Annotated in this window: 4 protein-coding genes; 3 read left to right on the top strand and 1 reads right to left on the bottom strand. The window is 73.6% G+C overall.

The window, feature by feature from the left end:
- Positions 1-2,469, top strand: a 2,469-nt coding sequence (locus CIB93_RS36445; RefSeq protein WP_096633069.1) for a non-ribosomal peptide synthetase, incomplete at its 5' end; no start/stop codon positions are given.
- Positions 2,470-2,532: 63 nt separating this feature from the next.
- Here the strand turns inward: CIB93_RS36445 and CIB93_RS36440 are convergent.
- On the bottom strand, positions 2,533-4,086 hold the full coding sequence (locus CIB93_RS36440) for a ricin-type beta-trefoil lectin domain protein (protein ID WP_096633068.1): 1,554 nt from the start codon (positions 4,084-4,086) through the stop codon (positions 2,533-2,535).
- A gap of 106 nt (positions 4,087-4,192) precedes the next feature.
- On the opposite strand from CIB93_RS36440, the gene CIB93_RS36435 reads away from it, so the two are divergent.
- Positions 4,193-5,608: an aspartate ammonia-lyase gene (locus CIB93_RS36435; RefSeq protein WP_096633067.1), complete on the top strand. Its 1,416-nt coding sequence runs from the start codon at positions 4,193-4,195 to the stop codon at positions 5,606-5,608.
- Between the two features lie 45 nt (positions 5,609-5,653).
- Positions 5,654-6,340, top strand: a complete 687-nt coding sequence (locus tag CIB93_RS36430) for a DUF402 domain-containing protein (protein WP_096633066.1) — start codon at positions 5,654-5,656, stop codon at positions 6,338-6,340.
- Positions 6,341-6,852 lie beyond the last annotated feature (512 nt).

Here is a 6,852-nt window from a genome sequence, read left to right as displayed (position 1 = left end):
CGGCTGTGGCCGGAGGCGGTGCCCGCCCCGGCCGGATCGGACGCGGCCGTCCGCCGCCGCGCGGCCGAGGCGAGCCGTCCCGTCGCGCCGGGCCACCGGCTGCGCGCGGTGCTGCTGCGGTACGCGGACGGGGAGCACGGACACCGCCCAGCCCCCGACCTCGTCCTGACCGCCGACGCCTGCGCGCTCGACGCACACTCGCTGCGGCTGGTCGCCCGGGTGCTGCGGGGCGAACTGGCCCCGGACACGGTCACCCCGCTCGACGGGCCGCTCCCCCCGGACCCGCACCTGGACGACGCGACCCGGCGGCTGGCGGCGGCCCTCGCGGTGACGGCCGGGCGGTACACGGGCGCGTCCTCGGTGCGGGTCGCCGTTCCCGTACCGGCGAAGGACCGGCCCCCCTACGCGCTGGGCGCGCTCGACGGATACGCGGTGTTCACGGCGGACCTGTCCCCCGGCCGTACGGTCGGGGACCTGCTCGCCACGGAACCGGCCGCCCCCCTGACCGAGGGCGAGGAGCCGCCCGTGCTGGGTCTGGTGGCGGACGCCGGAGGCGGGGCCGTCACCCTGCCGACCGGACCGGGCCCGCTCCCCGCACCGGCACACCAGGTGATGTATGTGCGGGAGCAGTTGGCGACCGCTCCGCCCGACACACGGCTCTCCGCGCTCGATCCGCTCAGCGCGGCGGAAAGCGCGGCCCGGCTCGCCCTGGGCGCACCCGATTCCACCGGGCGCCCCACTCCCCTCCGCATCGACGCCGCCTTCGCCGCGCAGGTCGCCGCCCGCCCCGACGCGCCCGCCCTCACCAGCGGCGCCGCCACCCTCACCTACGCCGAACTCGACTCCCGTGCGGAGGCGTTGGCCGACGGGCTGCACGCGCACGGCGTCCGGCCGGGCGATCTCGTCGGCCTCTGCCTGCCCCGCTCGACGGACCTGGTGGCGGCGATGCTCGCCGTGCTGAAGGCGGACGCGGTGTACGTACCGCTCGATCCGGAGCATCCGGCGGACCGGCGGGAGCGCACCGCGCGGGACGCGGGGCTGCGGCTGACCGTCGAGGACCCGGCCGCCCTCACCGGCCACCCGCCCCGGCCCGCCGCGGACAGGCGGGCGGCCGCCTGTCCCGCCTACGTCATCCACACCTCGGGGTCGACCGGCCGGCCCAAGGGTGTTCTCGTCCCGCACGCCAACGTCACCGCCCTGGTCGACGCCGTCCGCGACGACTTCGGCCTCTCCGGCGACGACACCTGGACGTGCTTCCACTCGGCCGCGTTCGACTTCTCGGTGTGGGAGATCTGGGGCGCGCTGCTGACCGGCGGGCGGCTGGTGGTCGTGGACCACTGGACCAGCCGCTCGCCGGAGGACTTCCACGCCCTGCTGGTACGGGAGCGGGTGAGCGTGCTGAGCCAGACCCCGTCGGCGTTCACCCAGCTCGCGGCGGCCGACCGGGCCTCGCGGGCGGCGGTGGCCGTCCGGCTGGTGGTGCTCGGCGGCGAACCGCTGGACGCCCGTCCGCTGCTGGACTGGTTCGACCGGCACCCCGAGGACCGCTGCCGCCTGGTCAACATGTACGGGATCACCGAGACCACCGTCCACGCCACCGCCACCACGGTGACCCGCCGTCAGGCCCTTGACGGCTCCCGGTCGGTGGGGCGGCCGCTGCCCGGCTGGTCGGTCCGGGTCCTGGACGCGTACGGGCGGCCCGTGCCGCCGGGCGCCCCCGGGGAGATCCACGTGGGCGGGGCGGGCGTGGCGCTGGGCTACCTGAACCGGCCCTCGCTCACCGCCGAACGCTTCGTGCCCGACCCCCTGGACCCGGCGGGGCGGCGGCTCTACCGCAGCGGCGACCTGGGGCGGCTGCTGGCCGACGGGACCCTGGAGCATCTGGGCCGGATGGATGACCAGGTGAAGGTCCGGGGCTTCCGGATCGAGCCCGGGGAGATCCGCCACGTCCTGCTGGAGGACCCGGCGGTGTCGGCGGCGGCGGTCACGGTGACCGGCGGCGAGGAGGGGGACGCGGCGGCGGTCCGGATCGACGCGTATGTGGTCCCGGCGCCGGGCGCGGGCGAGGACCCCGGGCCCGTGCGGGAGCGGGCGGCGCGGCTGCTGCCCGCGCACATGGTGCCCGCGACGGTGACCGTCCTGGCCGCGCTCCCCCTCACCGCGAACGGCAAGCTGGACCAGGCCCGGCTGCCCGCGCCCGCCGCCCACCGGGTCCCGGCCGCGGCGTCTCACGAAGCGTCCCGCGAGAGCGGCCCCACGGCCGCCCTCGCCGCCGTCTGGCAGGAGGTGCTGGGCGTCGAGCAGGTCGGCCGGGACGACAACTTCTGGGACCTGGGCGGCAACTCGCTGTACGCGATCCGGATCGGCACGCTCGCCCGGGAGCGCGGGCTGCCCGGTGTGCGGCTGCGGCAGCTGTATCTGACCCCGACGCTGGGGGCACTGTCGGACGCGCTGGCGCGGGAGCCGTGAGCCGGCACGGGGGCGGCCGCGGCACGGCGACCGCCCCCGCTCACGCGGTGACGCACGCCGCCACTACGCGAAGCGCTGCTTCGCGCTGCCGTCGCACGTCTGGAGCTTCAGCGGGTCCTTGGCCCCCGCCAGCGTCAGACACAGGCCGGTCGCCGCGGCCGGGCGGAGGGTGCCCGCCTGCTGGACGAACTTCTGGTTGGCCGCGCCGGAGCAGTTCCACACGATGAGCGTGGCGCCCGCGTCGTACTCCGCGCCGGGCACGTCCAGGCACCGGTCGTGGCTGAGCGCGGTGCGCAGGGTCTGCGTGCCGCTGTCGTACCACCAGTTCTGGTTGCGGCCGCCGTGGCAGTCCCAGCCGCCGATCGCGGTGCCGTTGCGGGTCACCGAGGCCGGGACGTCGACACAGGTGCCGGTCGCCTCGTTCGTCAGCGGGGTGAACAGGTCGTCCCAGGCCGCGCCCTGGAGCACCGGGTTCCCCGTGCTCGCCGGGTCGGCGCAGCTCGCCTCGCGCAGCCCGGAGTCGTACATCTGGGTCAGGCAGGAGGCGAAGGCCCGGTGGCCCGCCGCGTTGGGGTGGAAGGACTGCCGTACGGAGTTCTCGTCGGGCAGGCCGGGCTTGCTCAGGTTGATGTAGAGGCCGCGCGCCCAGGGGCTCTCGCTGCACACCTCGTGGCCGTGGAAGAGCCGGGAGTTGTCGAGGTAGGCGGCGCCGGTGGACGCGGCGGCCCTGCGCATCCCCGTCTGAAAGGCGGGTACGGCGGTGTTGCGGCCCCAGACGGTGTCGGAGTCGTAGCCCATGCCGCCGCAGATGAGCTTGCCGGGGAAGTCCGGGTTGTCGCGGAAGTCCGGGCCGATCGGGCTCGGGTAGCCCATGAGGACCAGCTTGTAGTCGCTGTTGGCGTACCCGGCCTCCGTCATGACGGTGCGCAGGTCGCGGACGGTCGCCTCGACCTTGGGGACGAGCGCGTCGACGCGGGCCTGCCAGCCGCCCGCGTACTTGGGCTCGCAGGGGCCCTGGAAGGTGAGGTAGCGCACCACGCAGTCGGTCATGACGGGGCCGAACTGGAGGTCGTCGTTGGCCCCGGCGACCAGGACGATCATCTTGATCCGGGTGTTGCGGGCCTTGATGGCGAGGCTGTCGCTCTGGACCAGCTCGTCGGCGTACTGCTTGTTTCCGCCGATTCTGATGTTCCCGGTATAGGCGCCGGAGCAGGAGACGTTGTACGTGACGTCCGCCGCGATGCCCGTGCGGTGGATGGCGGCCTCCGGCGAGCGGTGGCACCAGTTGTCCGGCCCGTTGGTGCCGGGGTCGTAGGTGCCGACGCCCTCGCCGGAGATCTCGCTGTCGCCGAGCGAGATCAGGCCGGTCTTGCGGTCGGCGAGCGGTCGCTCGGCGGGGCTGCCGTACAGCTGGGTGGCCTCGGCGGCCCGGACGGCTTCCAGCGCGGGCGGGAGAGGGGTGGATGCGATAGAGCTGGTACCCGACTCCGCCGCGCCCGCGGGCCCGGCGGCCGCCATACCGCCGACCGCCGCCGCGAGAGCGACGGCGGCGGCGACCGTACAGCGGAGCCGGCGAAGGCTTCCGAGCCTTCGAAGTCTGTTGCTGGTGCGCCTCATTGCGCCTCCCGGTGAGTGGTTACCCCCGGTATTTACTGGCCGGTAGGCGACTTGGGAATAGATAGAACAAGACAAGTGCTCATCTTTTTCAGGAGGTTTAAACACCATGGTCGACACGTCAGGTACCGACGGGTTCCGGATCGAGCACGACTCGATGGGTGAGGTGAAGGTCCCCGCGCACGCCAAGTGGCGCGCGCAGACCCAGCGGGCCGTGGAGAACTTCCCCGTCTCCGGGCAGCGTCTTGAGCGGGCGCACATCGAGGCGCTGGCCCGTATCAAGGGTGCGGCCGCCAAGGTCAACGCCGAACTGAAGGTGCTGGATCCGGACATCGCGGCCGCGATCCAGGAGGCGGCCGCCGAGGTCGCCTCGGGCCGCTGGGACGAGCACTTCCCGGTCGACGTCTTCCAGACGGGCTCGGGCACCTCCTCGAACATGAACACCAACGAGGTGATCGCCACCCTCGCCTCCGAGCGGCTGGGCCGCGAGGTCCACCCCAACGACCATGTGAACGCCTCCCAGTCGTCCAACGACGTCTTCCCGTCCTCCATCCACATCGCCGCGACCGCCGCCGTCACCGCCGACCTGATCCCCGCCCTGGACCACCTGGCGGAATCCCTGGGGCGGAAATCGGCCGAGTTCTCGGAGGTCGTGAAGGCGGGCCGTACGCATCTGATGGACGCGACCCCGGTCACCCTCGGCCAGGAGTTCGGCGGCTACGCGGCGCAGATCCGCTACGGCGTGGAGCGGCTGCGCGCCTCGCTGCCCCGGCTCGCCGAACTGCCGCTCGGCGGTACGGCGGTGGGCACCGGCATCAACACCCCGCCGGGCTTCTCGGCCGCCGTGATCGCGGAGGTCGCGGGCGCCACCGGGCTCCCGCTCACCGAGGCCCGCGACCACTTCGAGGCGCAGGGCGCACGGGACGGTCTGGTGGAGACCTCCGGCCAGCTCCGGACGATCGCCGTCTCACTGACCAAGATCTCCAACGATCTGCGCTGGATGGCCTCGGGCCCGCGCACCGGTCTCGCCGAGATCGCGCTGCCCGACCTCCAGCCCGGCTCCTCGATCATGCCGGGCAAGGTCAACCCGGTGATCCCCGAGGCGGTCCTGATGGTCGCCGCCCAGGTCACAGGCAACGACACGACGGTCGCCACGGCGGGCGCGGCGGGCAACTTCGAGCTGAACGTGATGCTCCCGGTCATCGCGAAGAACCTGCTGGAGTCCGTACGGCTGCTGGCCAACGCCTCCCGGCTGCTCGCGGACCGTACGGTCGACGGCATCACCGCGGACGCCGAGCGGGCCCGCGCCTACGCCGAGTCCTCGCCCTCCGTGGTCACCCCGCTCAACAAGTACATCGGCTACGAGGAGGCGGCCAAGGTCGCCAAGAAGTCGCTGAAGGACGGCACGACGATCCGCGAGACGGTCCTCTCCTCCGGCTACGTCGAGCGCGGCGATCTGACCCTGGAACAGCTCGACGAGGCGCTGGACGTGCTGCGGATGACGCGGCCTCGATCGGCCGGGTGACCTGAGTCCCAGCGCGCCGGCGGGAGCACTCCGTAAGATCCCTGCATGACAGGTACGGGAGAGTGCGCACGCTGGGCACCGGGGGACCAGATCCTCTGGCGCTACCGCGACAACGGCCGGGCCCACCGGGCGGCTGACGCCCCGCCCGTCCACATCTGCCGCCCGGTGACCGTCGTCCAGGACACCGACGAGCTGCTCGCCGTCTGGATGGCGCCCGGCACCGAATGCGTACGGCCGGTGCTGGCCGACGGCGGGCAGGTGCACGCCGAACCACTGGCCACCCGCTACACCGCGCCGCGCACCACGGCCCGCTCGACCTGGTTCGGCTCCGGGGTGCTGAAGCTCGCCCGGCCCGGTGACCCGTGGTCGGTGTGGCTGTTCTGGGACCGGGGATGGATCTTCCGCAACTGGTACGTCAACCTGGAGGAGCCCCTCACCCGGTGGGCCGGAGGGGTGGATTCCGAGGATCACTTTCTCGACATCTCGGTGAACCCCGACCGCAGCTGGAGGTGGCTCGACGAGGACGAGTTCGCCCAGGCGCAGAGCGTCGGCCTGATGGACCGGGAGACCGCCGCCCGGGTCCGGGAGGCGGGCCGGGCGGCGGTCGAGGTGATCACGGGCTGGGGCTCGCCGTTCCGGGACGGCTGGGAGCACTGGCGGCCCGATCCGCGGTGGCAGGTGCCGCCCCTGCCGGATGACTGGGACCGCACCCCCGCCCATATGCCGTCGTGAGACCCTGGAAGCAGCCTTCGGGCGGCCCGGCGGGCAGGACCGGGCCCGCACAGGGCCGGACGCCGCAACCGGCGGACACCACACCGGAACTGACCACAAGTCATCGCACCGGTCGTACGGAGGGAACGGGCCACGGGCCCGGACGTTCCGCGCGGTCGCCGGGCCCACTACGAGGGGGTGGAGACATGCACGCCGTCCGCTGCCCCGTCACCGCGGCCGCCGCCGGAGGGATCGCCGGTCGGCCAACTCCGCGGCGCTCGGTTTCGGCCCCGCGTACGGGGGCATCCGGTGACAGCCGTTGTTCTTACCGCGCTTGCCGGGGCACAGTAACGCCCCACGAGGTGACTGCCTCATACAACCGGCCCGGACGGACGGAATCCCACGCGTGACGGAGCACCCCACCTCCCACGAAGGCCGCCAGCCGCTCGCGGCCCGGCAGCAGGAGCGCACCCGGCCCCGGCAGCAGGACGCCGCGGCGGCGGCCGCCGCTGCCGCGATCCCGGGCCCGGCCG

The sequence above is a fragment of the Streptomyces sp. WZ.A104 genome, from assembly GCF_002382885.1.
In the GTDB taxonomy this organism is placed as follows: Bacteria; Actinomycetota; Actinomycetes; order Streptomycetales; family Streptomycetaceae; genus Streptomyces.
The sequence above is the reverse complement of the archived record's forward strand: the minus strand, read 5'-3'. Positions and strand labels throughout refer to the sequence as shown.

Bases quoted from the DNA above. Each gene is read 5' to 3' on its own strand.
- CIB93_RS36440 (WP_096633068.1), bottom strand. From the start codon at position 4,086: ATGAGGCGCACCAGCAACAGACTTCGAAGGCTCGGAAGCCTTCGCCGG.
- CIB93_RS36435 (WP_096633067.1), top strand. From the start codon at position 4,193: ATGGTCGACACGTCAGGTACCGACGGGTTCCGGATCGAGCACGACTCG.
- CIB93_RS36430 (WP_096633066.1), top strand. From the start codon at position 5,654: ATGACAGGTACGGGAGAGTGCGCACGCTGGGCACCGGGGGACCAGATC.